This window comes from Phytohabitans maris (assembly GCF_031085175.1).
Taxonomy (GTDB): Bacteria; Actinomycetota; Actinomycetes; order Mycobacteriales; family Micromonosporaceae; genus Phytohabitans; species Phytohabitans maris.
The window spans coordinates 41,561-66,841 of sequence record NZ_JAVHUY010000024.1; the positions used below are offsets into that span (position 1 = coordinate 41,561).

19 protein-coding genes and 1 pseudogene are annotated in these 25,281 nt (G+C 72.8%); 7 read left to right on the forward strand and 13 right to left on the reverse strand.

Annotation, left to right across the window (positions count from 1 at the left end):
- Positions 1-95: 95 nt before the first annotated feature.
- Together RB614_RS24575 and RB614_RS24580 are read right to left on the reverse strand one after the other, a co-directional pair.
- On the reverse strand, positions 96-5,153 hold the full coding sequence (locus tag RB614_RS24575) for an SCO7613 C-terminal domain-containing membrane protein (protein ID WP_308714974.1): 5,058 nt from the start codon (positions 5,151-5,153) through the stop codon (positions 96-98).
- An 84-nt stretch (positions 5,154-5,237) separates the two neighbouring features.
- On the reverse strand, positions 5,238-6,665 hold the full coding sequence (locus tag RB614_RS24580) for a UDP-glucose dehydrogenase family protein (RefSeq protein WP_308714975.1): 1,428 nt from the start codon (positions 6,663-6,665) through the stop codon (positions 5,238-5,240).
- A 223-nt stretch (positions 6,666-6,888) separates the two neighbouring features.
- On the opposite strand from RB614_RS24580, the gene RB614_RS24585 reads away from it, so the two are divergent.
- Complete coding sequence (locus tag RB614_RS24585) at positions 6,889-8,055, forward strand: acyl-CoA dehydrogenase family protein (RefSeq protein WP_308714976.1); 1,167 nt, start codon at positions 6,889-6,891, stop codon at positions 8,053-8,055.
- 7 nt (positions 8,056-8,062) lie between these two features.
- On the opposite strand, the gene RB614_RS24590 is transcribed toward RB614_RS24585, so the two are convergent.
- The 3 genes and pseudogenes from RB614_RS24590 to RB614_RS24600 form a co-directional block, all read right to left on the reverse strand.
- Positions 8,063-8,386 carry an XRE family transcriptional regulator gene (locus RB614_RS24590; RefSeq protein ID WP_308714977.1) on the reverse strand — a complete coding sequence of 108 codons (324 nt, stop codon included), beginning with the start codon at positions 8,384-8,386 and terminating at the stop codon, positions 8,063-8,065.
- Positions 8,383-8,725 (reverse strand): annotated as a pseudogene (locus RB614_RS24595) (type II toxin-antitoxin system RelE/ParE family toxin). The gene RB614_RS24590 and the pseudogene RB614_RS24595 overlap by 4 nt, the downstream one beginning before the upstream one ends.
- A gap of 103 nt (positions 8,726-8,828) precedes the next feature.
- Positions 8,829-9,194, reverse strand: coding sequence for a DUF3499 domain-containing protein (locus RB614_RS24600; protein WP_308714978.1), 366 nt, complete (start codon positions 9,192-9,194; stop codon positions 8,829-8,831).
- A 137-nt stretch (positions 9,195-9,331) separates the two neighbouring features.
- Between RB614_RS24600 and RB614_RS24605 the strand changes: the two genes are divergently transcribed.
- A complete protein-coding gene (locus RB614_RS24605) occupies positions 9,332-9,781 on the forward strand; it encodes a metallopeptidase family protein (RefSeq protein WP_173156568.1) in 450 nt (149 codons plus the stop codon).
- A 45-nt stretch (positions 9,782-9,826) separates the two neighbouring features.
- Here RB614_RS24605 and RB614_RS24610 read toward each other — a convergent pair whose 3' ends face one another.
- From RB614_RS24610 to RB614_RS24620, 3 genes are all read right to left on the reverse strand, one after another.
- Positions 9,827-10,084, reverse strand: coding sequence for a WhiB family transcriptional regulator (locus tag RB614_RS24610; RefSeq protein ID WP_173039867.1), 258 nt, complete (start codon positions 10,082-10,084; stop codon positions 9,827-9,829).
- A gap of 292 nt (positions 10,085-10,376) precedes the next feature.
- On the reverse strand, positions 10,377-12,929 hold the full coding sequence (locus RB614_RS24615; RefSeq protein WP_308714979.1) for a bifunctional FO biosynthesis protein CofGH: 2,553 nt from the start codon (positions 12,927-12,929) through the stop codon (positions 10,377-10,379).
- A gap of 162 nt (positions 12,930-13,091) precedes the next feature.
- Positions 13,092-13,982, reverse strand: coding sequence for a hypothetical protein (locus RB614_RS24620; protein WP_308714980.1), 891 nt, complete (start codon positions 13,980-13,982; stop codon positions 13,092-13,094).
- 100 nt (positions 13,983-14,082) lie between these two features.
- On the opposite strand from RB614_RS24620, the gene cofD reads away from it, so the two are divergent.
- The 3 genes from cofD to RB614_RS24635 all read left to right on the forward strand — a co-directional run bounded on the left by cofD (position 14,083) and on the right by RB614_RS24635 (position 17,927).
- Positions 14,083-15,018, forward strand: coding sequence for a 2-phospho-L-lactate transferase (cofD, locus tag RB614_RS24625; RefSeq protein ID WP_308714981.1), 936 nt, complete (start codon positions 14,083-14,085; stop codon positions 15,016-15,018).
- Between the two features lie 67 nt (positions 15,019-15,085).
- Positions 15,086-16,096: a coenzyme F420-0:L-glutamate ligase gene (locus RB614_RS24630; protein ID WP_308714982.1), complete on the forward strand. Its 1,011-nt coding sequence runs from the start codon at positions 15,086-15,088 to the stop codon at positions 16,094-16,096.
- A gap of 169 nt (positions 16,097-16,265) precedes the next feature.
- Positions 16,266-17,927 (forward strand): glucuronyl esterase domain-containing protein, encoded by a 1,662-nt coding sequence (locus RB614_RS24635; protein ID WP_308714983.1) that lies wholly within the window; start codon positions 16,266-16,268, stop codon positions 17,925-17,927.
- Between the two features lie 46 nt (positions 17,928-17,973).
- On the opposite strand, the gene RB614_RS24640 is transcribed toward RB614_RS24635, so the two are convergent.
- The 3 genes from RB614_RS24640 to RB614_RS24650 are packed head-to-tail and all read right to left on the reverse strand — an operon-like array spanning position 17,974 to position 21,307.
- Positions 17,974-19,020 (reverse strand): hypothetical protein, encoded by a 1,047-nt coding sequence (locus tag RB614_RS24640; protein WP_308714984.1) that lies wholly within the window; start codon positions 19,018-19,020, stop codon positions 17,974-17,976.
- A gap of 3 nt (positions 19,021-19,023) precedes the next feature.
- Complete coding sequence (locus tag RB614_RS24645) at positions 19,024-20,124, reverse strand: mannose-1-phosphate guanylyltransferase (protein ID WP_308714985.1); 1,101 nt, start codon at positions 20,122-20,124, stop codon at positions 19,024-19,026.
- A 37-nt stretch (positions 20,125-20,161) separates the two neighbouring features.
- Entirely contained in the window at positions 20,162-21,307 is a 1,146-nt protein-coding gene (locus RB614_RS24650; RefSeq protein ID WP_308714986.1) for a glycosyltransferase family 4 protein, read from the reverse strand.
- A gap of 134 nt (positions 21,308-21,441) precedes the next feature.
- Between RB614_RS24650 and RB614_RS24655 the strand changes: the two genes are divergently transcribed.
- Positions 21,442-22,146 (forward strand): TIGR03089 family protein, encoded by a 705-nt coding sequence (locus RB614_RS24655; RefSeq protein ID WP_428983105.1) that lies wholly within the window; start codon positions 21,442-21,444, stop codon positions 22,144-22,146.
- Here RB614_RS24655 and RB614_RS24660 read toward each other — a convergent pair.
- On the reverse strand, positions 22,127-22,501 hold the full coding sequence (locus tag RB614_RS24660) for a hypothetical protein (RefSeq protein WP_308714988.1): 375 nt from the start codon (positions 22,499-22,501) through the stop codon (positions 22,127-22,129). The genes RB614_RS24655 and RB614_RS24660 overlap by 20 nt on opposite strands.
- Positions 22,502-22,547: 46 nt before the next feature.
- The gene (locus RB614_RS24665) at positions 22,548-24,479 is read right to left on the reverse strand and encodes an acetoacetate--CoA ligase (protein WP_308714989.1); all 1,932 of its coding nucleotides are present in this window, start codon (positions 24,477-24,479) and stop codon (positions 22,548-22,550) included.
- 133 nt (positions 24,480-24,612) lie between these two features.
- Between RB614_RS24665 and RB614_RS24670 the strand changes: the two genes are divergently transcribed.
- Complete coding sequence (locus tag RB614_RS24670) at positions 24,613-25,260, forward strand: hypothetical protein (protein ID WP_308714990.1); 648 nt, start codon at positions 24,613-24,615, stop codon at positions 25,258-25,260.
- Positions 25,261-25,281: the final 21 nt, after the last annotated feature.

The window sequence follows — 25,281 nt, forward strand, 5'->3', positions numbered from 1 at the left end:
GCCGGGCCCGCCCGCAGCTTCGCCTCAAGCCTGAGTAAGGCGGCGCGCGGCCGCTCCCGGCCCGTGGCGGGCGCCGGCCGCCAGCTCGAAGGCGGTCAGCGCATCCGGGTGACGGCGCGCCACCTCTCCTGGGTGCGGCGGCGGCTCTCGTTCGTCGCACCGAAGAAGATGAGCAGCGCGCCGATCGGGATCAGGATCAGCCACGAGAGGCCGACCAGCGTCAGGGCGTGCAGGGCGGCGATCACCGTGACCACCGAACCGACCACCAGCGGGGCCTGCTGGCGGGTACGGGCGCCGAAGATGACCGTGGCGACCGCGCCCAGCAGCAGGAGTACCTCGCGGGTGGCGCTGGCCTCGGTGCGGACGGCGATGACCAGCGTCGGCACGAATGCGGCGATCAGCGCCGGGCCGTACGCGGTCCAGCTGCTCAGGTCGGGCCGCTGCCGGAGCTCGAGCAGGCCGACGAGCAGGGCCAGCGCGGCGAACGGCAGCGTGTAGGCCTCGGGCACCGACACGTCGGTCAGCGCCATGAAGAGCCACCAGGCGACGATCTCGCAGACGATGCTGGCCCAGAAGAGGGTGCGGCGCTCCACCGCGCGGCGGCCGGGGCGGGTGGAGGCGATGCCGAGCACGGCGCCCCAGGCGGCTAGCAGCCCGGCCACGTGGGCCGGCGAGTCGAACGCCAGAGCCAGCGCGACCAGGGCGGCGCCGTACCCGCTCCACTCGACGGTGGCCGCCTCGCGGTAGGACTCCGGCAGGCGCAGCCTGGGATGCACGGCGGCGACCACGAGCAGGACGGCGCCGACGGCGAGCACCCCGTACGCGGACCAGGCCGCCGGCAGGCCGACGACCAGCGTGGTGGTGAGCACCAGCCCCATGGCGGAGGCGGCCGCGAAGAGCCAGCCGAGGATGCGGGCCCGCTGGGTCCGCCCGAAGATCGCCGCGGTGGCGCCCACCGCGACCGCGCCCGCCAGCGTAAAGAGCGTGAGCGAGCGGGTGGCCAGGCTGCCGGCCATCCCGGCGCCCCCCGCGGCCAGGCCCAGCGCGAAGACCACGAGGCGGGTGACCCGCAGCGGGCGGGCCCGCTCGGCGGGGGGTGGCGGTGGCGTGAGGGCGAGCCCGAGCATCGCGAGCGTGAAGACGGCGAGCGCAGCCATCGTGGAGGCCGGCCAGGCGGCGCCGAGCGCGATCGGCGCGATCAGCAGGGTGATCGCCGCACCGGGCAAGATGACCGGAACCGCCTGGGCGAAGCGCTCCGCCCGGCGGTCGGACGACGTGGAGAGCTGCCCTCCGAAGCCGACCGCGGCCAGCGCCGCCGCGATGGTCAGCAGCAGCGTGCCGACGACGTCGCTGGGGTCGATCGAGCGATCCGGGTCGGTGAGGGCGGCGGGCGGGCCGTCCCAGATGTGGTTGACCGTCTGGTGTGGATCGACCAGCGCGGCGACGAGTGCCGGTGCGATCGAGGCGAGCGCGATGAGCGTGGGGATCGCGGCCACGAGCGCCGCGCCCATCTCCGGGCTCACCGACCAGCGGCCACGCGGGGCCGGGCCGGAGGGCATGCGCCGCCACACGCCGCCGAGCATCACCGACCAGCGCTGGGTGGGCTGGCCCACGTACCGCGGTGGTGGGGTGGCGGCGCGCAGCAGTTCGGCGACCACGCCGAGGAGGGCGGCGGCCGCCGCGTACACGCCGATCGGCAGGTCGGTGGGGAGCGCGGCGAACGCCGTGATCGTGGCACCGCCGGCGATGCCCACCGTCGCGTACGGCAGGTAGCGGGCCACCTTGCGGCGTACCAGCGCGATCACGCCCAGGCCGGCGGCGGAGCCGGCGAGCGCCCAGGCGAGTACGGCCGGCGCGCCCTGGCCCAGCGCCGCGGCCGTCGAGGCGAGGGCGCCCGGCAGGGCGAGGAGGGCACCGCCGGCCGCCGCGCCACCGATCTGGCCCAGGTGCAGCGGCATCTCCGCCTCGGGCGGTGGCGCGCTGCCCGGTATGTCTTCCAGCGAGGCGTCGTCGAGCGCCGGCAGCATCCGCGCGAGCGTGGCCACGAGCGCGCCGACCAGCACGATCATGGTGAGCGACGCGGCGGTCGTCCAGGGTCGTACCAGGCTGGCGCCGACCGCGTGCAGCGCGACGCCGGCGGCCACCGCGGCCCGGGCCAGTCCCGCGCGCGGGTCGTCGGCGATCACCGACGCGACGCCGTACACCGTGGCGACCGCACCGCCGACCAGCATCGGCGACGACCACGGCAGGCCGAGCGCGACCGGCGCGCCGATCGTGGCGAGGCCCACGCAGACGGCGGCGACGTCGTACGCCCAGGGGCGCGGCAGCACGATCGCGGCCGCCCCGGCCAGCAGTGCCAGCGCGATCGGGGCCTGCCAGCCCACCCCGCCGGCGCCGGCCGGCCAGGCGTTGAGGTCGGCCTCCCAGAGCGCGCCGGGTGTGGCGAGCACGCGCAGGCCACCGCTGAGCGCGGTGTATCCGGCGATCACCGCGAGCACGGCCCCGCTGGCCGCGACGCCGAGGGTCGGGCCGCGCCGCCAGTCGGGGGGCATCGCGCGTACGCCGACGGCGACGAAGAGCACGAGCAGGGCCGCCACTGCCAGCACGGCGCCGGGGAAGAGGATGCCGGCGATCCGGGCGAACGTACCGATGATGCCGGCGATCGCCGCCGCGGCCGCGAAGTCGGGGCCGTCGAGCAGCCGGTCGGGCCGGCGTCCCGCATCGATCGACGGGGCGAGGAAGAGCAGTACCGCACCGACCAGCAGCAGCGCGCCCACCCAGGCGTCGGCCACCTCGGCACCCGGCGCGCCGAACGCGGCCGCCGTCACCGCCAGCGCACCAAGCCCCGTGCCGAGCGACAGCGGGAGCGCGATGCGCCGCCAGGCGACCTGGGCCAGCGCCGCGTACCCGAGGGTCGCGCACACCGCCACGAACGCGGCCGCGAGGATCGGCACGGCGGCTTCCTCGCGTACCGGTGCGGTGGCCGCCACCGCCGCCGCGGCCGCTCCGGGCATCGCGAACGCCGCGCCACCGGCCGCCCAGTCGCCCACCATCTCGGCGGCGGGACCGGCGCGCAGCAGCTGGGCCGGCGCCGGCTCGTCGCGGAGCGCGTCGGCCTGCTCGGGCAGCCACGAACCGGCGATCGCGATCAGCACGCCGGCCAGCGTCAGGACCGCCAGTACCGCCGCGGTCGACGCCGGCCGGGCCAGCGACGCGCCGGCACCCACCAGGCCGACCACCGCGGCGCCCGCCACGTGCGCCTGGGCGGCGCGCTCGCTCCTCGCGTACAGGCCGGTGGCGCCGATCCCGATCGCGGCGAGCACCGGCAGCCAGGGGGCGGCCGTCCACGGCATCGCGAACGACGCCGGCGTCGCCAGCGCGGTCAGCGCCACGCCGGCGACCGCGGACTCCCGCCGCGCCTCCGGCGGGAGCGAGAGCACGGCTGCGATCGTCAGCAGCAGAGCGCTCGCGGCGAGCTGCCAGCCCGCCGAGCCGGCTGCGTCGGCGAGGCGGCTCTGGTAGTCGCCGAGGTCGGCGTCCCAGACGTCGGGCAGCACCAGGCGTACCGGGGCGACGGCGGCGCGCAGAGCGGTGCCGGCGACCACGATGCCCATCACGATCAGCGCGGCGGCCGAGGCGAGCTGCGGCCCCCGCCGGTACGCCTCCGGCACCCGGCGCACGCCCAGGCCGGTCAGCGCGATCACGCCAGCGATCAGCAGCTGCGCCCGCCCAGGCACGGCGACCGCCACGATCTGTGCCGCGGCACCGATCACCGCGAGCGTGAGCACCCCGGCGGCCGCGTCGACGACGACCCGCCGCCCGAGCGCCGTCGCACCGGCCACCCCGACGGCCGCGGCGAGTACCAGCGTGAGGCCGGCGCCGAGCGCGCCCTGCGGGGTGTCGGCCTGGAGCGTCGCGACGGCGGCGAAGAGCAGCGCCACGGCCACCGCGAGGGCGCTCAGCCCCCAGGTCAGCTGGCGCAGCCACACCGCCGCCGGCTGCGGTGCGGGCTTGCGGCCGGCGTCCGCCGCGTCGGTGACCACCGCGTCGGACTCCTCCGGCGCGCTCTCCGGGCGCTCGGTGTCCGCCGGCTCGTTCTCGACCGGCGCCTCGGGCGGGGCCTCGGGAGGTGCCTCCGGCGCGCCCAACCACGGCGGGGTGGCCAGCCGCCCCCGCTGGTCGAACTGCCGGGCGAGCAGCAGATCCTGCCCGGCCACCACGGTCAGCACGAGCGCCCAGCCGGTCGGCCCACTGATCCACTCGTACGCGAGCAGGGGCACGATCGGCTGCAGCGCGAGCACCGTGGCGTACCGGGGGACGCTCAGCCCGGTCAGCACCGCGTACCAGCCGGCGACGAGTGCGGTCAGCGCGAAGACGACGCCCGCCACGACCGCGCCCGGTACGGCGTCACCGCGGATCTGGTCGACCGTCCACAGTGCGTACCCGTCGAGGGGCACCAGGCCGAGCCCGACCGCGGCGATCGTCTCCGCCGTGGAGATCAGCCCCCGGCGGGCCACCACCGGCGGCGCGACCAGCATGACGGCGGTCGCTCCGATGAGGATCGCCGCGCGGCTGACGTCGTCGAACGAGGTGAACGCGACCGCGGCGAACACGACCGCCGCGATGCCCAGCAGGAGGCCGCCCAGGCCGAGGTAGATGTTTTGCACCTCGCGGGTGGACGCCTCGGGCCGGTGGTCGGGCTCGACGTCGACCGGCGCCGAGCGCGGGGGAGGAGGCGGCGGCGGAGGTGGTGGCGGTGCGGCGGCGCCGGCCGGGCGGGCACCCTCCTGGCGGGGGACCCGCCGCGGCGGGGGCTGTGCGGTGTGCGGCGGCGGGCCTCCCGTGCCCGGCGGCGGCGGCGCGCCGGCCGGGCGGCGGACGAAGGTGCGGCGGCGGGTACGGGTCCGCAGCTTCTCCTGGGCCTGCGCGTTCGCGTGGGCGAGGATGTCGCGCTGGAACTGTGCCGCTTGCAGCTTTTGTGCGTTGAGCTTGGCCTCTTTGCCGATCCGGACGTCGTCGGCCTTGATCTCCGCGATCGACCGCTCGATCCGGGCCAGCTCCTCAGCCCACTGGCCCTGGAAGGCACCGCAGTGCGGGCACTGTGCCACCGGCTGGATCTGCCGGCCACACGACGAGCACTTGAACGTCGCCATGGCACCCTCTCTCCCGCGGAGCCCGACACAGTGGACTCCCCGAAAGCATGCCTAAGACAGACGCCCGAAGTCTACGGGCTCGCCCTATGGGCGGCCCATGCCCCGGTACTCCCAACCCGCGTGCGTCCACAGTGCCGAGTCGAGGCAGTTGCGGCCGTCGATCACGCGGCGGCCGGCGGCCAGCTCGCCGAGCGCGACCGGGTCCGCGTTGCGGAAGTCGGCCCACTCGGTCAGCACGCAGACGAGGTCGGCGCCCCGGACGGCGTCGTTCATCGACGACTCGTACGCCAGGTCGGGCTGGGCGGCGCGCGCGTTCTCCATGCCCTCCGGGTCGTACACCCGGACGTCGGCGCCGGCCTTGGCGAGCAGCGCGGCGACCGCGAGCGACGGCGCGTCACGCACGTCGTCGGAGTTGGGCTTGAAGGTGGCGCCGAGCACGGCGATCCGGGTGCCGGACAGGTCCGGGCCGGCCGGGCCGGAACGGCGGCCGAGCAGGTCGGCGGCGAGCTGGAGCACGCGGGTGCGGCGGCGCAGGTTGATCAGGTCGACCTCGTGCAGGAAGCGCAGCGCCTCGCCGGCCCCCAGCTCCTGGGCCCGCGCCTGGAACGCGCGGATGTCCTTGGGCAGGCAGCCGCCGCCGAAGCCGACGCCGGCCTGGAGGAAACGGTTGCCGATGCGCGGGTCGTAGCCGATCGAGCGGGCCAGCATGGTGACGTCGCCGCCGGCCACCTCGCACACCTCGGCCATCGCGTTGATGAACGAGATCTTGGTAGCCAGGAACGCGTTGGCCGCGACCTTGACCAGTTCGGCGGTGGCGAAGTCGGTCACCACCAGCGGCACCTCGCGGTCTTCGGTGGCGGCGAGGTCGAACACGCCCTTGTGGGCCGCGTACAGCATCGCGTTGGCCCAGTCGCTCTTGACGCCGATGACGATCCGGTTGGGGCGGAGCACGTCCTCGACCGCGAAGCCCTCCTGGAGGAACTCGGGGCTCCACGCCACCTCGATGCCGAGGTCGGCGGGGGCGTGCTTGCCCACCAGCTGTTCGATCCACTCGGCCGTACCCACCGGCACCGTCGACTTGCCGACGATCAGTGCCTTGCGGGTGAGGTGCTGGGCGAGGCCGGTGACGGCCGCCTCGACGTACGACAGGTCGGCGCCCATCCCGTCGGCCCGCTGCGGCGTGCCCACGCAGATGAAGTGGACGTCCGCGAAGTCGGCGGTCTCCTTGTAGTCCGTGGTGAAGCGGAGCCGGCCGGCCGCGAGGTTGCGGCGCAGCAGCTCGTCGAGGCCCGGCTCGTGGAACGGCACCGCCCCGCCGGCCAGCTTGGCGATCTTGGCCTCGTCGACGTCGAAGCCGAGCACCTCGTAGCCGAGCTCGGCAAAGCAGATCGCGTAGGTCGCACCGAGGTAGCCGGTGCCGAGGAACGCCAGCCGGGGACGGGGCGCGCCGGACGGCGGGGTGACCGCCCCGATCGCAGGGACGGGCTGGGTGCTCGAGTACGGGATCGTCACGCCTGTGTTCTCCGCTCGCACTGGGCGGCGCTTCGCGTCGCGCGTTTCGGGTGGTGCGCCATGGCCGGCGCCGATTATCGGACTATTTAGGTCTATGGGGCAAACACTGAGTCTGCCATTGTGCAGCCGACGATAGTGCGTGAGCCTACGCGGTCGTGAAGGACACCTGAACGCTGGTCGGTATCCTCACATTCACCCAAGAAGATCACCAAGGGGAGGCGCTATGCCGACAGAAACGTTCGAAGCGTACCGGCTTCCCGAGGAGCACGAGGCCGTGCGCGAGGCGGTTCGGGCGGTATGCGACGCGAAGGTGGCACCGAACGCGGCCGAGGCCGACGAGACCGGCGAGTTTCCCAAGGCGTCGTACGAGGCCCTGCGCGCCGCAGACTTCCACGCCCCGCACATCCCCGAGCAGTACGGCGGCGCCGGCGCGGACGCCCTCGCCACCGCGATGGTGATCGAGGAGGTCGCCCGCGCGTGCGCCGCCACCTCACTCATCCCGGCGGTCAACAAACTGGGCACGATGCCGCTGCTGCTGGCCGGCTCGGAGGAGCTCAAGCGCCAGTTCCTGCCGCCGGTGGCGAGCGGCGAGGCGATGTTCTCGTACTGCTTGTCCGAACCCGAAGCCGGCAGCGACGCCGCCGCGATGACCACCCGCGCCGTCCGCGACGGCGACCACTGGGTCCTCGACGGCGTCAAGCGGTGGATCACCAACGCCGGCGTGTCCCGCTACTACACCGTCTTCGCTGTCACCGAGCCGGGCGTCGGCGCCAAGGGCATCTCCGCCTTCGTGGTGGACAAATCCGACCCCGGCGTCTCCTTCGGGGCACCGGAGAAGAAGCTCGGCATCAAGGGCTCACCCACCCGCGAGGTCTACTTCGACGGCGTACGCATTCCCGCCGACCGGATCATCGGCGAGCCCGGCACCGGCTTCGCCACCGCCATGCGCACCCTCGACCACACCCGGGTCACCATCGCCGCCCAGGCGGTCGGCATCGCCCAGGGCGCACTGGACTTCTCCGCCAAGTACGTGACGGAGCGCACCCAGTTCGGCAAGCCGGTCGCCGACTTCCAGGGCATCCAGTTCATGCTCGCCGACATGGCCATGAAGCTGGAGGCCGCCCGCCAGCTCACCTACGCCGCGGCCGCCCGCTCCGAACGCGGCGACACCGACCTCACCTTCTTCGGCGCCGCCGCCAAGTGCTACGCCTCCGACACCGCGATGCAGATCACCACCGACGCGGTCCAGCTCCTCGGCGGCTACGGCTACACCCGCGACTTTCCCGTCGAACGCATGATGCGCGACGCCAAAATCACCCAGATCTACGAAGGCACCAACCAGGTCCAGCGCATCGTCATGGCCCGCCAGCTCCTGAAAGCCTTCCGCTGAGGGCGGCTCAGCCGACGACGAGGCGCTCGCCGCCGAAGTCAGCCACGATCTCCATTCGTCCGCCGAGAGCCTCGATGTACGCGGCCAGCGTTCGCAGTTCGCTCGTGCTGACCTTCGCCCGCTCGATCGCGGAGACACGCTCCTGCCGAACGTGCATGCGCTCCGCGACCTCGGCCTGGGTGAGGCCAAGCCGCTTACGCATCTCGGCGAGGCGATGTGCGCGGCTGACACCGACAAGGCGTTCCGCGCCGGCTTCGACCTCTGCCCGGTCGTCCGGGTCGGGGAAGAATTCGGCCAGGAACTCGTCGCGTTCGTACCCCTGGGTGCTCACGATCCCACCTCCTTCAGGTAAACGGCGTATCGCGCCTCGGCCTGTGGAATCGCCTCCCGATACCACGACGCCCACTGACCAGCCTTGTCTCCAGCCACGAGCAGAACGGCGTTCGTCCGTGGATCGAAGATGAACAAGATCCGCACTTCGCTGGAACCGCTGGAGCCCGGACGCAGCTCCTTGAGGTTATGCAAAGTGGAGCCCTTGATCCGGTCCACCAACGGACGTCCGAGACTCGGACCTTCGTCGAGGAGCCGTTATGGCCTGGCCGACGAGGATCGCCGTTGACCGGTCCGCACGACGTAGCTGATGGAGCCACTCTCGGACCTCTCGGACCATCTCCAACCGATAGCCCACCCGACCAGCATACCCGGCGTTAGTACCTCTGGGTACTACAGCGACGGGCTGCTTTTCGTGGCGCCGATCGGGTGACCGGGCGGCGTCAGTGGCTGGGTGGGATGACTCGGAGGTGGCCGCGGCGGCCGGTCTGCTGGCCTGAGCGCGGCTCGTCGGGGAGGTCGTCCAGCCGGGGGGTGGGGCGGGCGGCTTCCCGGACGGCCTCGGCGAGGGCGACCAGGTCGTCGGTGGTGGGGGGTGGGGGTGCGAACTCGCCGTCGTGGCGCACGAGCTCCCAGCCGCGGGGGGCGGTCAGGCTGCGGGCGTGCGGCTCACACAGGTCGTACGTGTGCGGCTCGGCGAAGGCCGCGAGGGGCCCGACGACCGCGGTGGAGTCGTTGTAGACATAGGTCAACGTCGCGACGGCCTGACGCGGGCAGCCGTTTCGGGAGCAACGCCGTGGTGACCTCACGGCGGCACGTTATCTCCCCTACTCGGTCCGCCGCTCCGGATGCGACCGCGACACGCCGGCCACGCGAGATCACGATATGAAGACGCAGGTTGGACACGGGGTGAGTTGCGTCGCCCCCGGGCCACTACGCTCTTGACGTGAGCAGTCCCGAACCGCGGCGCCCGGGTCCCGGCCGCCGGTCCCACCGCGACCGTCACGGTCGTGGCCTGCGCGGGCGCCTGGTGCCGGCCACGGTGCCGCTGGCCCGCACCAAGGCGGAGATCTTCGACGACCTCGTGCTCGACACGGTGGAGGCGCTGGAGCGGCGCTTCGCCAAGGAGCTGGCCGGCGTCGAGTTCGCCGTCGAAGACGTTCCCCCGGATCTCAACGTCTACGACTCGGACGTGCTCGAGGACGGCGAGGTGCCCCTCGCCCGCCTGCTGCCCGGGCGCCCCGGCCGGCAGGAGGTGCCGCCCCGGATCGTCCTCTATCGCCGGCCGCTCGAGTTTCGGGCGATGGACCGGGAAGACCTCGCCGACCTGGTGCACGACGTGATCATCGAGCAGGTCGCCAATCTCCTCGGCGTCGACCCCGACGAGCTGGCCTGAGCCGGGCCAGCGCTCCCCCCTTGGTGCGCTGGCCCGCACATCGGCTCAGGCGACGCGGCGCTTGAGCTTGCGGCGCTCGCGCTCGGAGAGCCCGCCCCAGATGCCGAAGCGCTCATCGTGCCCGAGCGCGTACTCCAAGCACTCGGCCTTGACCTCGCAGCGCGAGCAGATGCGCTTCGCCTCGCGGGTCGATCCGCCCTTCTCCGGAAAGAACGCCTCCGGGTCGGTCTGCGAGCACAGGGCCCGCTCCTGCCACTCCGGCGCGTCTCCGATCAGGTCGGCCACCTCCAGTGGGCCGTCCATCAACCTGCCTCCTTCTTGCGCACCGGCCGCGTCGCCGGCGCAACCCCCCACGCGGAAGGCGTGTCTTTATGTCCGAACGGTGTAGTTTCAGATGATCCTAGGGAACAACTGAAGATCCTATTCGAACAACCCCAGTGAAATTACACGCGTGTAATGCGTGCGTCGTCAAGCCGAACCTGATAAAAGGGCCCGCTTTCTCGGCGCGCCGCGCGCGACTCGCGGGAGAAGCGTGCGAGGCGCCACCGCCCCTATCGATTCAGCCCCCTCCGGGGTAACGCTCGATCACCAAACGTCAGCGCGGCGCGTACGCCGTCGTGCGCTCCCGCGCCGGCCGCCCGGCCGCCTTGGCTATCGAGTGGAGCTGCTCGACGGTGCGTGCGGAACCGTTGGCCGAACCCGCCATCCGCGAGATCGTCTCCTCCATCAGCGTGCCGCCGAGATCATTGCAGCCGCCCTGGAGCATCGCGACGGTACCCTCGTCGCCCAGCTTCACCCAGGAGCACTGGATGTTGGCGATCCGCTCGTGCAGCAGGATCCGCGCCATCGCGTGCACGACCCGGTTTTCCCGCCAGGTGGGGCCGGGGCGGGCGATGCCGGCGAGGTAGATCGGCGCGTTCGTGTGCACGAACGGCAGCGCCACGAACTCGGTGAAGCCGCCGGTCCGGTCCTGGATGCCGGCGAGCACCCGAAAGTGCCCGAGCCAGTGGCGCGGGTGGTCGACGTGGCCGTACATCATCGTGGAGCTGGACCGGATGCCGACCTCGTGTGCCGTCGAGACCACCTCGACCCAGGTGGCGGTCGGCAGCTTGCCCTTGGTCAGCACCCAGCGCACCTCGTCGTCGAGGATCTCCGCGGCGGTGCCGGGGATGGTGTCGAGCCCGGCCTCGCGGAGCATGGTCAGCCAGTCGCGGATGGACATGCCCGCCTTGCTGGCCGCGGTGACGATCTCCATCGGCGAGAAGGCGTGTACGTGCATGCCCGGCACCCGCTCCTTGACCGCGCGGACCAGGTCGGCGTACGCGGTGACCGGCAGCTTGGGGTCGATGCCACCCTGCATGCACACCTCGGTCGCGCCGGCCCGCCACGCCTCCTCGGCCCGGTCGGCGACCTGCTCCACGGAGAGGCGGTAGGCGTCGGCGTCCCGCTCGCGCTGGGCGAACGCGCAGAAGCGGCAGCCCACATAGCAGACGTTGGAGAAGTTGATGTTGCGGTTGACGACGTACGTCACGTCGTCGCCAACCGCCGCGCGCCGCAGGTCGTCCGCGATCCCGCAGAGCTCGTCCAGCGCCGAGCCGTCCGCCTCGAACAGCGCCATGGCCGCGCCCTCGTGCCGGGGCTCCAGGAGCGCGGCCGGCTCGTTCGCCGCGAGTCGCAGCGCGGCCGCGACCGGCGTCGAGGCCAGCACGGACGGCGCGGACAGCGAGGCGGCCACCTCGGACCAGTCGCCGTAGACGGAGTCGAAGTCGCCGCGGCGGTCCTCCGTGCGGCCCACCGTGTCGATCTCCTGGTGGAGGTCTACGCGGCCGGCCGGGACTGTGTCGTCGGGCTCCTGCCAGGGGTGACCGGTCGGCTTCGCCTCCGGGGCGGCCAGGCCGGTCTCCAGGGACAGGGCGGTTACGTGGGGGAGGACCCGGGGGTCGAGCCAGGGGTCGCCGCGGACCACGTACTCGGGGTAGACGGCCAGGCGCTCGCGCATCGTAAAGCCGGCGTCGGCCGTGTGGCGGGCCAGCTCCTCGATCTGCGGCCAGGGGCGCTCGGGGCTCACATGGTCGGGCGTCACCGGCGACACGCCGCCCCAGTCGTCGATGCCGGCCCGCAGCAGCAGCTGGTACTCGCCGGCGATGAGGTTGGGCGGGGCCTGGATGCGGGCCCCGGGTCCGAGCAGGATGCGGGCGACCGCCACGGTGGCGGCCAGGTCGTGCAGCTCGGCGTCGGGCATGCCGCGCATCGCGGTGTCCGGCTTGGCGCGGAAGTTTTGCACGATGACTTCCTGGATGTGCCCGTACTGCCGGGCCACCCGCCGGATCGCGAAGAGCGAGTCGGCCCGCTCGGCCAGCGTCTCGCCGATGCCGATCAGGATGCCGGTGGTGAACGGCACGCCCACCCGCCCGGCGTCCTCCAGCACCCGCAGGCGTACGGCGGGCTCCTTGTCGGGGGAGCCGTAGTGCGGCCCGCCCGGCTCGCTCCACAGCCGCGTGGCCGTCGTCTCCAGCATCATGCCCATGCTGGCCGCGACCGGCTTGAGCCGCTGCAGGTCGGCCCAGGACAGGACGCCCGGGTTGAGGTGCGGCAGCAGGCCGGTCTCCTCCAGCACGGCGATCGCGCTGGCCCGTACGTAGTCGAGAGTGGAGTCGTAGCCCCGCTCGTGCAGCCACTCGCGGGCCACCGCCCACCGCTCTTCAGGCCGGTCACCGAGCGTGAAGAGCGCCTCTTTGCAGCCCTGCGCGGCGCCGTCGCGGGCGATCTGGAGCACCTCGTCGCGCTCCAGGAAGGCCGCCGAAGTCGGGGTCCCCGCGGAAACGTGGAGCGCACTGGAGCGTTTTTGTGGGGTGACCAACCGGTGCGGCACCGTGGCGAAGGTGCAGTAGTGGCACCGGTCGCGGCAGAGGCGGGTGAGCGGGATGAAGACGTTCTTGGAGAACGTGACGACGCCGGGCCGCCCCGCGTCGCGCAACCCGGCGTCACGGATGCCCCCGGCGATGCGGAGGAGCTGGTCGAGTGGCTCGCCGCGCGCGGTCAGCAGCGTGGCCGCTTCGTCCACGTCGAGCGCGCGCCCCTCGGCGGCCCGGTGCAGCGCCCGGCGGAGGCTCGCCTCGGTGGGCCGAGCTTCGTTGTGATCAGCCACCCGATGAAGCCTACGGCGGTGCGGCGTAGGAAGGGCAGTTGCCCTCCCCACACTCTGGCTTCGCCGCGCCCAAAGCCCCCACCAAGCCGCTGGTGATGACTGTGATCGAAGCTCCCGTCAAGCCGTTAGAACGACTTGAAGGGAGCTTCGATCACCAGACGGCTATCGCTGGACCGGGCGGGTCGGGTCGTCGCCCAGGCCGGCCGGCGGGGGCGGCGGGAAGCCGGCCGACGGCTGCTGGCTGGCCGGGTTGATCAGCTGGGTCTGCTGGCCCGGCTCGGGCGGCGGCTGCTCGTGGCTCGGCGGGGTGCTGGTCGGCGCCTGCGGCGGGGTGGCCGGCATGGGCGGCACCGGTGCGGTGGGCGCGCCGGCCGGGCCGGCACCGTACGGCTGGGCGGGCGGCTGCCCCGGCTGGTGGCCGTACGCCTGCGGGTAGGCGGCGGTGGGCTGCCCGTACGCCTGGGGGTAGCCCTGCTGCGGGTAGCCCGGCTGCTGCCCGTAGCCCGGCGGGTAGCCCGGCTGCTGCCCGTACGCCGGCTGCCCGTACATGCCCGGCTGGGGCTTGGGCTTCGGCACGAAGTAGAGGCCGCGGGCGACCCGGACCAGCGCGTACGCCGCGATGGCGAGCACCGCCAGCACGGCGATCCGGGCGAGGAACGCCTTCAGCGCGTTGAAGACGCTGTCGTCGGCGATCTTCACGACGCCGATGAAGAGGCCGAAGACGACGCCGAAGAACGCGGCGACCGCGTACTCGATCAGCGCCACCAGCGTGATGATCTTGGCGCGGCCCAGCGCCGGCTGGACGTGGTTGGCCAGGAGCACCGCGAGGAACGGCAGGCCGATCGTGGCGAGGCTGACGAAGCCGTCGAAGCTGCCCGCGGCGTTGCCGGTGAAGGTCTCGAAGTCTCCGGTCGGGATGAGGTCGAGGATCGCCACGAAGAGCAGAACCGCGGTGGCGCCAAGGAGCACCAGGGCGGCGAGCTCGCGCAGCGGCTTGGTGAACTGGCTGGCCGACGTCCCGTCGCTCGGCGTGGCCTCGGGTTGGGTGGTCAAGGCTCCCCCTGGGGTGGCGGACAAAGCGGTCTGCGCCCGTGAGCCTAGCGGGCCGGGGGTAGTGCCGCTGCGCTCGCATGGCCTGCGGGAGGATGGTGGCATGCGGATCGTGGTACTGGCCGGAGGCATCGGCGGCGCTCGCTTCCTGGTGGGCGTGCGTGCGTACGCCCGCGAGGTGGGCGCCGAGGTGACCGCGGTGGTCAACGTCGGAGACGACGCATCCATGCACGGCCTCCGGATTTGCCCCGATTTGGACAGCGTCATGTACACGCTCGGTGGCGGCGCCGATCCCGAACGAGGCTGGGGGCGGGTCGGCGAGACCTGGACCGTGAAGGGCGAGCTGGCCGCGTACGGGGCGGAGCCCACCTGGTTCGGCCTCGGCGACAAGGACGTCGCCACCCACCTGGTGCGCAGCACGATGCTGACCGCCGGCTACCCGCTCTCGGCGGTGACCGAGGCGCTCTGCGACCGGTGGCAGCCCGGCGTGCGGCTGATCCCGGCCAGCGACGACCGGCTGGAGACCCACGCCGTGGTCCAGCTCGACGGCGAGCAGAAGGCGATCCACTTCCAGGAGTGGTGGGTGCGGCACCGGGGCAATCTGCCGACCGAGCGCTTCGTCTTCGTCGGGGCGGAGTCGGCCAAGCCGGCGCCGGGCGTGCTCGACGCGCTCGCCGCGGCCGACGTGGTAATGCTGGCGCCGAGCAACCCGGTGGTGAGCATCGCCCCGATCCTGGCCGTGCCGGGGCTGCGCGAGGCGGTCGCCACGGGCACCGCGCCGGTGGTCGGGATCTCGCCGATCATCGGCGGCGCGCCGGTGCGCGGCATGGCCGACAAGTGCCTGGCGATCGTGGGCGCGGAGTGCACGGCGGCCGGCGTCGGCGGGCTCTACGGCGCCGATCTCCTCGACGGCTGGTTGGTGGACACGACCGACGAGGGCGCGGAGGTGCCCGGCGTGGCGGTCCGCGCGGTTCCACTGTGGATGAGCGACGAGCAGGCGACGACCACGATGGTGCGCGCCGCGATGGAGTTGGCGTGAGCGAGCGAACCAGCAGACACAGCGGCCTTTGTGCCTCGCGGCCGCCCGCGGCGAAGCGAGGACGGCCGTGAGGCTCGAAATCCTGCCGGTCACCGGGATCGGTGACGTCTCGCCCGGCGACGACCTGGCCGGGCTGATCGCCGGCGCGGCACCCTGGCTGCGCGACGGCGATGTGCTCGTCGTCACCAGCAAGATCGTGTCCAAAGCGGAGGGTCAGCTGGTCGACGTGCCGGCCGACGGGCCGGAGCGGGCCGCCGCGCGCGACGAGGTGCTGGCCGCCGAGACCGCGCGCACCGTGGCCACCCGCGGCCAGACCCGGATCGTGCAGACCCACCACGGCTTCGTGATGGCCTCCGCCGGCATCGACGCCTCCAATGTGGAGCGCGAGCGGCTCGTGCTGCTCCCCAAGGATCCGGACGCCTCGGCCCGCGCGCTCCGGGCGGCGCTGCGCGAGCGGCACGGCGTCGACGTGGCCGTGGTCGTCTCCGACACGATGGGCCGCCCGTGGCGCAACGGCCTCACCGACGTCGCCCTCGGCGCCGCCGGCATCGCGCCGGTCCGCGACCACCGGGGCGAGACCGACCCGTACGGCAACGAGCTGCACATCACCCAGATGGCCGTCGTCGACGAGCTGGCGGCCGCGAGCGAGCTGGTCAAGGGAAAGACCGACCAGGTGCCGGTCGCGGTGGTGCGCGGCTACCTGTCCCGCCCGGGCGACGACGGCCCGGGCGCGGTGGCGCTGGTGCGCGAGGCGGCCGCCGACATGTTTTCGCTGGGCACGACCGAGGCCCGCGCCGCCGGCCTCCGCGCGGCCGCGCTGCTCCCGCTCGACCCGCCCCCGGCCGAGGAGCCGCCGGATCCGGCCGCGGTGGACCGGGCGATCGCCGCGGTGGCCGGCGTGGTCGCCCCCGGCACGCTCTTCACCCACGATCCAGACCAGGGGGTACGGGCCACACCGCCCCGGTCCACCGACGCCGCTGCCCTGGTGCGTTTCGGCACCGACCTGCACCGCCTGCGGGCCGCCCTGGCCGCTGAGGGAGTGGCGGCCGTGCCCGTGCTCCCGGTCCTGCCGGACTGATTCACACCCCGCGCGGGGGTGGGTGCCCCGGGTTTCGACGTCGCCTGCCAGCTGTACCGGAACAGTATTGACATGTTTCGGTATCTCGGTCGAAACTTGTCGGTGACGGCATCGGTGATCATCGATCACGAGGCCGCTCCCACCACCCCACGCCGGAAGGAGAGCCCTGGTGATCATCAGCTCGGGCCGCTCTACGTTCCGATCGACGGTCATCGTGCTGGCAGTCGCGGTGCTCGCGGTCACCGGAACGGTAACTGTGCTAACGAAAACCTCCACCCCCGCGTACGCCGCCGTGGGCGTCGAGGACGACGGCGCCGACTGCCCGGTGGCCAACACCCCCTCGACGTCCAGCGCCAGGCTCCCGGATCCCTTCCGGAAGATTGACGGTAGTCGCATCACTTCGAAGGCCGACTGGCGCTGCCGCCGGGCCGAGATCCGGGAGATGGCCGAGCGGACCGTCTACGGTCAGAAGCCTCCAAAGCCGGCATCCGTCACGGGTACCGTCTCCAGCAGCAGCATCACCGTGAGCGTGTCGGACCAGGGCCGCAGCGCCAGCTTCTCGGCGAGCGTCCAGCTCCCGACGACCGGCACGGCACCGTACCCGGCCGTCTTCGTCGTGGGCGGTCTCGGCGCCGACACCGCCACCATCCGCGGGGCGGGCGTCGCGGTCATCAACTACGACCCGCTCGCGGTCGGCCGGGAGGGCACCCCGCGCAACAACAAGCAGGGCGCGTTCTACAGCGTCTACGGCGCGTCGAGCAGCACCGGCATCCTGATGGCGTGGGCCTGGGGCGTCAGCCGCCTGATCGACGTCATCGAGTCCTCCGGCGGCAACGTCCTGCGGGCCGACGGGCTCGGCGTCACCGGATGCTCCCGGTACGGCAAGGGCGCCTTCACGATCGGCGTCTTCGACCAGCGGATCGCGCTGACCATGCCGGTCGAGTCCGGCAGCGGCGGTGCTCCGATCTTCCGCGGCATCCCCGGTGAGTCCGGCGCGCAGCCGCTGAGCAGTGCCTACAGCGAGCAGCCGTGGCTGGGTGACGCGTTCAACTCGTACACCGGCAACCCGAACTCACTGCCGGTCGACACGCACGAGATGGTCGGCATGATCGCGCCGCGCGGCCTGCTCCTCATGGAAAACCCGCACATCGACTGGCTGGCCGCCCGGTCCGGCAGCAACGCGGCCCTCGCCGGCGCCGAGATCTACAAGGCGCTGGGCGTGGGCGGCAACATCACGTACTGGTCCGACGTCTCGGACGGCACGCACTGCGCGGTCCGGCCCGAGTGGCGTACCCCGATGCAGCAGTTCCTGCAGAAGTTCCTGCTGAAGACGGGGAGCGCGGCCGGCACGATCCGGATCTCCAGCCGCAAGCAGGGCAACCTCGCCGAGTGGCGGGACTGGACGACGCCGACGCTGACCGACGGCCCGACCACGCCGCCGCCGACGACCCCGCCGCCCACGACGCCTCCGCCCACCACGCCGCCGCCGACCACCCCGCCCCCGACGACGCCTCCGCCCACGACCCCGCCGCCGGCCGGTAACGGCTGCACGGCGACGGTCTCGCTCAACCAGTGGACGGGCGGTTTCGTGGCCACGGTACGGGTGACCGCCGGCTCCGCGGCGATCAACGGCTGGACGGTCTCGGCGACCCTGCCGTCGGGCGCCAGCGTCACCAACCACTGGAACGCGAACCGCACCGGCACCAGCGGGACCGTCCAGTTCACCAACGCCAGCTACAACGGCACCGTCGGCGCTGGCCAGTCGACCGAGTTCGGCTTCCAGGGCACCGGCACCGGTACCGGGATCACACCCACCTGCACGGCCGGGTAGCGCCCTCTCGGACCCCGGGTCTCGCGGCCGCCGCGGGACCCGGGGCTCAGCCCAGCCAGATCGCCACCCGGTGGTCCTCGTCGGTGACGTACACGTGCTGGCCGCTCTCGACCGCCAGCCCTTCGACGTTGTGGAACGGGGCCAGGTCGCCGACGAGCTCGGCGGGCACCCGGCGGCCGCCGTCCGGCGCGGGGAGGCGGAAGCGGATGTGCCGGCTGGTCACCTCGCCCCCCTCGGGGTGGTCGTCGAGCAGCACCGAGCCCTTGCCCAGCGCGTCGATCGAGCCGACGATCGCCTCGTACGTCCCGTCGCCGGCCGCGGTCAGCGCCCGGAAGCCGACCAGCGCGCCGGGCGGCGTGACGCCGGTGAGGGCGTACGCCCCGAGCACCTCCGGCCAGGTCTGCGCGTCACTGTCGAACATGCCCTCCACGCCGGCCACCTCGACCAGCACCGGCTCGCCCTTTTCGGTCACCGGGAAGCGGAGCCCGAGCAGCAGCGTGCCGGACGGCGTGAAGGCGGCCGCCTCGACGTTGAGCGGGAGGTCGCCGGCGGCGAGGCGGGTGGCCCAGCTCTTCTCCCGCGCCGTACCCCGGTTGATGGTCTCCACGATGAACCTGGCCCGCACCCGGTTGCCCGGCGGCAGCGGCGTGATGTCCGCCGCCGCCAGCGCGTCGTTGACCAGCCGGTGCAGCCGGAACTGGTTGCGCACGATCTGCAGCGGCGCGGCGCCGGGGCGACCCGCGTCCGCCTCCCGAAACCGGGCGAAGAACGCGCGCTTCGGGCGCAGCGGGCCGGCCTTGGAGCCGAAGTGCGAGCCGAGCACGTAGATCCACTCACCGGAGCGGGCCAGCGCCTCCCCGTCTTCGGTGCGGCCGGTCTCCGCACCCGCGTCGAAGGCGGCGTGGTGCGCGGTCCAGGTGCCGTCCGGGCGTTCCAGCAGCAGCGCCAGGCACTGCTCGACCGTGCCCTCGTCGAGCACCGTCCAGAATGCCCGCCGCGCGCCGTGCGCCGCCAGCACCTCGGGCGCGAGCACGGGCAGCAGGTCGCTCGCCTCGTTACAGCCGACGGCGAGCTCAACCGGGGTCAGCGTCATTGATCAAACGTAGCTGTCGTCGCCACGCTGCTTGAGCTGGTCCACCAGCTTCTTCACATCCTGGGCACGGTCGCGGGGGCAGACGAGCACCGCGTCCTCGGTGTCCACGACGATCAGGTCGCGTACGCCCAGCGCGGCGACCAGCCGGCCGGACCCGGGTACGACCACGAGGCCGCTCGAGTCGTGCAGCAGTACGCCCGGCTTGTCGCCGGCCGTGCCGGCGCCCACCACCACGTTGCCGGCCGGGTCGGTGGGGAGTACGTCGCCGAGCGTGTGGAAGTCACCGATGTCGTTCCACCCGAAGTCGCCGGGGACGGTGCCGACCAGCCCGGCCACCGCCGCGCCCTCCATCACCGCGTAGTCGACGGAGATCTTCGGCAGGGTCGGCCAGACCTCGCCGAGCACCTCTTCGCGGGCCGCCGACTCCCAGACCGCCGCGATCCGCTCCAGCCCGGCGTGCATCTCCGGCTGCTGGCGGGCCAGCTCGGCGAGGAACGTGTCGACCCGCCACACGAACATGCTGGCGTTCCAGAAGTACCGCCCGGACTCTACATAGGAGACCGCCACGTCGTACGCCGGCTTTTCCTTGAACTCCTCGACGACGCGGATCGGGCCGTCACCGACGCCACTGCCGCACTGGAGGTAGCCGTATCCCGTCTCCGGCCGGGTGGGCTTGATGCCGACGGTCATCAGCAGGCCCTGCTGGGCGCCTTCCACCGCGCGGCGGACCGTCGCCACGTACCCCTCCGGGTCGGCGATCAGGTGGTCGGCCGCGAACGAGCCCATCACCGCGTCCGGGTCGCGCCGCGCGATCACCGCGGCGGCCAGGGCGATCGCCGCGCAGGAGTCCCGCGGTGAGGGCTCGACCAGGATGTTTTCCTCCGGCAGCCCGGTGAGCTGCCGGGCGACCGCCGCCGCGTGGGCCAGGCCGGTCACCACCAGCGTCCGCTCCGGGGTGGTCAGCGGCGCGAGCCGCTGGACGGTCGCCTGCAGGAGCGAGGCGGCGGTGCCGGTGAGCGGGTGCAGGAATTTAGGGTGGCCGGCTCGGGACAACGGCCACAACCGTGTGCCGCTGCCGCCCGCCGGGATGACGGCGAAAAGCATGCCGCCCATCATGCCTGTCACTGGCCTGCCGCGCCGGTTAGCTCGCGGCGCGGCTCCATGCGGCTACGTGCACCTCGGCGCTGCTCTCCCAGGTGAACTCCTTGGCCCGGTCGAAGCCCGCCTTGGCCAGCGACAGCCGCCGGGCCTCGTCGTCGAGCAGCGCGCCGAGGTCGGCGGCGATCTGCGCCGGGTCCTCACTCGTGTACGCCACCGCGTCGCCGCCGACCTCGGGCAGTGACAGGCGCGGCGTGGTCAGCACCGGCGTCGCGCAGGCCATCGCCTCCAGGATCGGCAGGCCGAAGCCCTCGCCGTACGACGGGTAGGCCGCGACCAGCGCGCCGCCCAGGAAGCCGGGCAGGTCGGCGTAGCGCAGATAGCCGGGGCGGAGCAGGCGGAGGTGGGCCGGCACCTCGGCGACCGCGCGGTCGATGTCGTCGTCGTGCCCCTGGCCGCCGGCGATCACCAGGGCCGGCGGGTCGGTGCGGTCGCGCACCGCCTGGGCCCAGCCGCGGATCAGGTTGGGCACGTTCTTACGGGGCTCCTTGGCGCCGAGGAACGCCACGTAGCCGCTGCTGCCGAGGCCCAGCCGGGCCCGGACCCGGGCCTTCTCCTCGTCGGTCGGCGGGTGGAACGCGGCGTGGTCGACGCCGTGGTAGGCCACGTCGATGCGGGTCGGGTCGGCGTCGAGCAGGCGGATCAGCTCGTCGCGGGTCGCCTTGCTCGGCACGATCACCCGCTCGGCCCGGCGGAGGGCGGTCTTGATCGCGCTGCGGAAGAACGTGCGGCGGGACTTGTCGTAGTGCTCCGGCTCGGTGAAGAACGTGGCGTCGTGGACGGTCACCGTCACCGGGCAGCCGGCCCGCAGCGGGCAGGTGTAGAACGGCGAGTGCAGCACCTCGGCGCCGACCTGCTGGGCCAGCAGCGGCAGCCCGGTCTGCTCCCAGGCCAGCCGGGCCGGGCGGTGGGCCACGGCCGCCGGCGCGGCGATCACCTCGGCGGCCGGCAGCATGCGGCCGTAGCGCTCCACGTCGGTGCGGAGGGCCACGACGGCCAGCTCCACCCCGGAGCCGATGACCTTGGCGAGGGCGCCGAGCAACCCGTCGACGTATCTGCCGACGCCACCCCGGTCGGCGGGAACACTCGTAGCGTCGACGAGCACGCGGGGCGGACTACCGGGGGTCACTGGACGACTCCTTGCGACGGTCTGTGGTTGTGTTCAACAACACGTACGTAAAGCCTACGCCGCACGGTTCGGCCATCGTTGTCTGCGACGCGACGGTAAGACTTTTCCCGGAGTGAGTGAGTCAGGAGTGAGTACTGTCCGGCATTGTGATCGAACGCTTCGCCACCGCGGCCGCTGAGGATCCGGCCCAGCCGCTGCTCACCTGGTACGACGACGCGACCGGCGACCGCACCGAGCTGTCCGGCGCCACGCTCGACAACTGGGTCGCCAAGACCGCGAATCTGCTGGTGGACGGCTTGGGGCTGGGCTCGGGCGACCGCGCCGGCGTACTGCTCCCGCCGCATTGGCAGACCGCCGCCGTGCTGCTCGGCGCCTGGGCGGCCGGCGTCGAGGTCGTCGCTCCCGGTGCTCAGGTTACGAATGGGAAAATTTCCGTCGATGTCATTTTCGCGGCGGCTGATCGGGTGAACGACGCGGCGGAGTGGAGCGCCGGCGACCGCTTCGTGCTCGGCCTCGCCCCGATGGCCCTGCCGATGCGGACAGTACCGTCCGGTTTTGTGGACTACGCGGCTGAGGTGCTGACGTTCGGGGACCACTTCACGCCGTACCCGGATCAGAGTGACCGCAGCCTGGTGGAGCGCGCGGCGGCCCGTGCCGCGGACCTCGGCCTGAAGGCCGGCGACCGCGTGCTGGTCGACGCCGCGAAGCACCCGGACCCGCTCGACTGGCTGCTCGCGCCGCTGGCCGGGGGCGCGACGCTGGTGCTCTGCGCCGCCCTCGACCCGGCCAAGCTGGACGACCGGGCGGCCGCCGAAAAGGTCACAGCTCGGCTGGTATGACCTCGCGGAACGCGCCCTCCTCGGTCCACACGAAGAAGCCGGCCCGGTCGCTCAGCCACGGCCGGGACCGCACCTCACGCTCGGTGAGCACCTTTTCGTCCACGTCGAGGAGCACGTACCGGGAGCCGTCCGGGTTGCCGTCGCGCCAGCCGGGGCCGTAAAGCGCGTCGACCAGGCGGTCGCGCCGCCCGGGCGCGAGGGAGTCGCCGACCACCCAGTCGCTCGGCAGCCGGTACCAGCAGGTGCGGGTGACCTTGGCCAGCGGGCTGAACGCGTGGTTGCCGTCGACCCACACCCCCAGCGTGTCGGTGACGGTCAGCCGCAGGTACGCGCTCATGGCCGTCTTCTCGCTCATGGCGATGAGACGCCGTGGCGGCACCGCATCGTTGTCGGCTGAGTGGTCAGTGCTCTCGGGCGAAACGTCGGAACTCCTCCAGCGACTCGGGGTTGGCCAGCGCGCCGGTCGCCGCCGCCTGCTGGATGGGCGTGCCGGTGAGGATCCGCTTGACCGGCACCTCCAGCTTCTTCGCGCTGAGCGTGCGGGGCACCGCCCGTACCTGATGGATCTCGTCCGGCACGTGCCGGGGCGACAGGGCGGTACGAAGCTCGCGGGCGATCTTCTTGCGAAGGTCGTCGTCGAGCTCGCGGTCACCGGCCAGCACCACGAAGAGCAGCAGCTCACCCTGGCCGTCGCCGTCGATGTGGACGACCACCGAGTCGACCACCTCGTCCAGGCCCTCGACCACGGAGTAGAACTCGGCGGTGCCCAGCCGTACGCCGCCGCGGTTGAGCGTGGCGTCCGAGCGGCCGGTGATCACGCAGGTGCCCCGCTCGCTGATCGTGATCCAGTCGCCGTGCCGCCACACGCCGGGGTACACGTCGAAGTACGCCTCGCGGTAGCGGCTGCCGTCCGTGTCGCCCCAGAACCCGACCGGCATGCTCGGCATCGGCGCGGTGATCACCAGCTCGCCGAGCTCGTCGATCACCGGCTTGCCGCTCGGGTCGTACGCCTCCACCCGGGCGCCGAGGCAGCGGCAGGAGAGCTCGCCCTCGTACACCGGGACGAGCGGGGCGCCGCCGATGAAGCCGGTGCAGACGTCCGTGCCGCCGGACAGGGACTGGAGCTGGACGGTGGGGCTGACCGCCTCGTACACCCAGGCGAAGCCCTCGGGCGGCAGCGGCGCGCCGGTCGAGCCGACCCCGCGCAGCCCGGGGCCCATCCGCGGGGTGAGCCCGGCCTTGCGGCAGGCGAGCAGGAACGGCGCGCTGGTGCCGAAGTACGTGATGCCGGCCTCCTCGGCCATCCGCCAGAGCGCGCCGAGGCCCGGGTACCCAGGATTTCCGTCGAACAGGACGATCGCCGCGCCCACGGCCGGGGCGGAGACGAGGAAGTTCCACATCATCCAGCCGGTCGTGGTGAACCAGAAGAACCGGTCGCCCGGACCGAGGTCGTGGTGCAGCGCGAGCATCTTGAGGTGCTCGACCAGGATGCCGCCGTGGCCGTGCACGATCGGCTTGGGCAGCCCGGTCGTACCGGAGGAGTAGAGCACGTAGAGCGGGTGGTCGAAGGGGACCGGCTCGAAGGCGAGCTCCTCGTCGGTCTCGGCCGCCAGCTCGGCCCAGTCCCCGTCGCCGTGCAGGTACGGCAGCGTGACCGTGTGCCGCAGCGACGGCAGCGCCGCCCGGATCGCGGCCACCTCGGCGCGCCGGTCGACGGCCTTGTCCCCGTACCGGTAGCCGTCGACCGCGACCAGCACCGAGGGCTCGATCTGCTGCCACCGGTCGACCACGCTGCGCGTGCCGAACTCCGGCGCGCAGGAGGAGAAGGTCGCGCCGAGGCTGGCGGCGGCGAGCATCAGCACGTACGTCTCCGGGATGTTCGGGGCGTACGCGGCCACCCGGTCGCCCCGCCCCACGCCGAGCCGGCGCAGCCCGGCCCGCACCCGCCGTACCTGCTCGCGCAGCTCGGCCTTGGTGAGGGTCACCGGCGCGCGGCTCTGCGAGTACGCCAGCACGACCGGGTCGTCCGGCGCCAGGCCCGGCATCCGCAGCACGTGCTCGGCGTAGTTGAGCGTGGCGCCGGGAAACCAGCGGGCGCCCGGCATCACCTGTCGCTCCAGCACGGCGGCCGGCTGGTCGTACGCGATGATCTCGAAGTAGTCCCAGATGGACCGCCAGAAGCCGGGCAGGTCGTCGACCGACCACTGCCACAGCTCGGCGTACCCGGCGAAGTCCAGCCCCCGGTGCTCGCGCAGCCAGCGCAGGTAGTCCCCGATCCGGGACCGGTCCCGCACGTCTGCCGGTGGTGTCCACAACACGGTGCCCTCGCTCATGCCCGTCCTCGCTTCGCCGCGGGCGGCCACGAGGCTCCAAGCGCCCTGCGCCCAATGATTCGCTCGCTGCGCTCGCTCATTCGATCATCTTGCCCGCCTGCCACGTGGCGAGCTAACCCGGTACGGTGCGCGCATGCGACATTTATGGAGTTTGCTCGCTGGCGTGGTCGTCGCGCCGCTCACCTGGGTGCTCGTCTCCGTGGGGCAGTCCAGGTCGTCCAGCACGGTGGCCGGGTGGGCCGAGGCCCGGCGGTACGACACGATCGACCTCATCGAGCCCGCCGCCTACCTCGTGGTGGCCGGCATCCTGCTCGGCGTGATCGGCACGCTGCGCTTCTCGCCGCTCGGCCCGCTCCTCGCCGGGCTGCTGCTGATCACCCCGTATGCCGGGCTCTTCGCCGACCCGCTGGCCGTACGGGACACGGTGCCGGACAACTGGGCGGTCCTCGACCGCGACATCCCGCTGCTGGTACCGCTCGACAACGGCACGCTCCTGCTGCTCGGGGTGCTGCTCGTGATCGCCACGTTCAGCGTCCAGCGGTGGCGGCGGTGGCCGCTGGCGAGTGGGTACGCGCCCGAGCCGTTCGTCGTCAAGGACGAACCGGACACGCTGCCGGACGTGGTCACCGCGCCGGCGTCGCTCTCCTCCTTCAACGCTTTCGATACGCGGCCACTGGGCGAAGCGGACGAGACGCCCACGGTCCCCAGCCGGCCGTCCGGCGGTACTCCCTGGTCGGCGCCGCCCGCCGGTGCGGGCAAGCGCACAAGCGGCGAGTCGTAGCAGTTCAAGGGGGTTGCCCCC

What these genes read in the sequence shown, in the direction of transcription:
- RB614_RS24640 (WP_308714984.1), bottom strand. Translation starts at nt 19,020, where the DNA reads ATGACGCTGACCCCGGTTGAGCTCGCCGTCGGCTGTAACGAGGCGAGC.
- RB614_RS24585 (WP_308714976.1), top strand. Translation starts at nt 6,889, where the DNA reads ATGCCGACAGAAACGTTCGAAGCGTACCGGCTTCCCGAGGAGCACGAG.
- RB614_RS24670 (WP_308714990.1), top strand. Translation starts at nt 24,613, where the DNA reads ATGCGACATTTATGGAGTTTGCTCGCTGGCGTGGTCGTCGCGCCGCTC.
- RB614_RS24575 (WP_308714974.1), bottom strand. Translation starts at nt 5,153, where the DNA reads ATGGCGACGTTCAAGTGCTCGTCGTGTGGCCGGCAGATCCAGCCGGTG.
- cofD (WP_308714981.1), top strand. Translation starts at nt 14,083, where the DNA reads ATGCGGATCGTGGTACTGGCCGGAGGCATCGGCGGCGCTCGCTTCCTG.
- RB614_RS24610 (WP_173039867.1), bottom strand. Translation starts at nt 10,084, where the DNA reads ATGGACGGCCCACTGGAGGTGGCCGACCTGATCGGAGACGCGCCGGAG.
- RB614_RS24660 (WP_308714988.1), bottom strand. Translation starts at nt 22,501, where the DNA reads ATGAGCGAGAAGACGGCCATGAGCGCGTACCTGCGGCTGACCGTCACC.
- RB614_RS24665 (WP_308714989.1), bottom strand. Translation starts at nt 24,479, where the DNA reads ATGAGCGAGGGCACCGTGTTGTGGACACCACCGGCAGACGTGCGGGAC.
- RB614_RS24645 (WP_308714985.1), bottom strand. Translation starts at nt 20,124, where the DNA reads ATGCTTTTCGCCGTCATCCCGGCGGGCGGCAGCGGCACACGGTTGTGG.